Consider the following 313-nt stretch of genomic DNA (forward strand, 5'->3'; position numbering starts at 1 on the left):
TCGCTGTAGCCCGGCAGCGGTTCGAGCAACAGTGGCTGCACACCCTCAGGTACCGGCAACTGCGCCAGCAGGTGGGCTTGCGTCAGCAGCAGGCCGATGCCGCTGTCCTGCATCATGTAGGCCAGGCGCTCGGCGGGGTATTCCGGGTCCAGCGGCACATAGGCGCCACCGGCCTTGAGGATACCCAGCAGGCCGATGACCATGTCCACGCTGCGCTCGGCGGCAATGCCCACCAGCACGTCCGGCCCCACGCCCTGTTCGCGAAGCTTGTGCGCCAGCTGGTTGGCGCGCCGGTTCAGCTCACGGTAGCTCA

General features: G+C 67.7%; 1 protein-coding gene. It reads right to left on the reverse strand.

Going from position 1 to position 313, the window contains the following annotated elements; translation table 11 throughout:
• Positions 1 to 313: AMP-binding protein (locus tag ACF8MI_RS25095; RefSeq protein ID WP_392518033.1), on the reverse strand; the 313-nt coding region annotated here is incomplete at both ends.

The sequence above is a fragment of the Pseudomonas sp. yb_9 genome, assembly GCF_043103635.1.
Classification (GTDB): Bacteria; Pseudomonadota; Gammaproteobacteria; order Pseudomonadales; family Pseudomonadaceae; genus Aquipseudomonas; species Aquipseudomonas monteilii.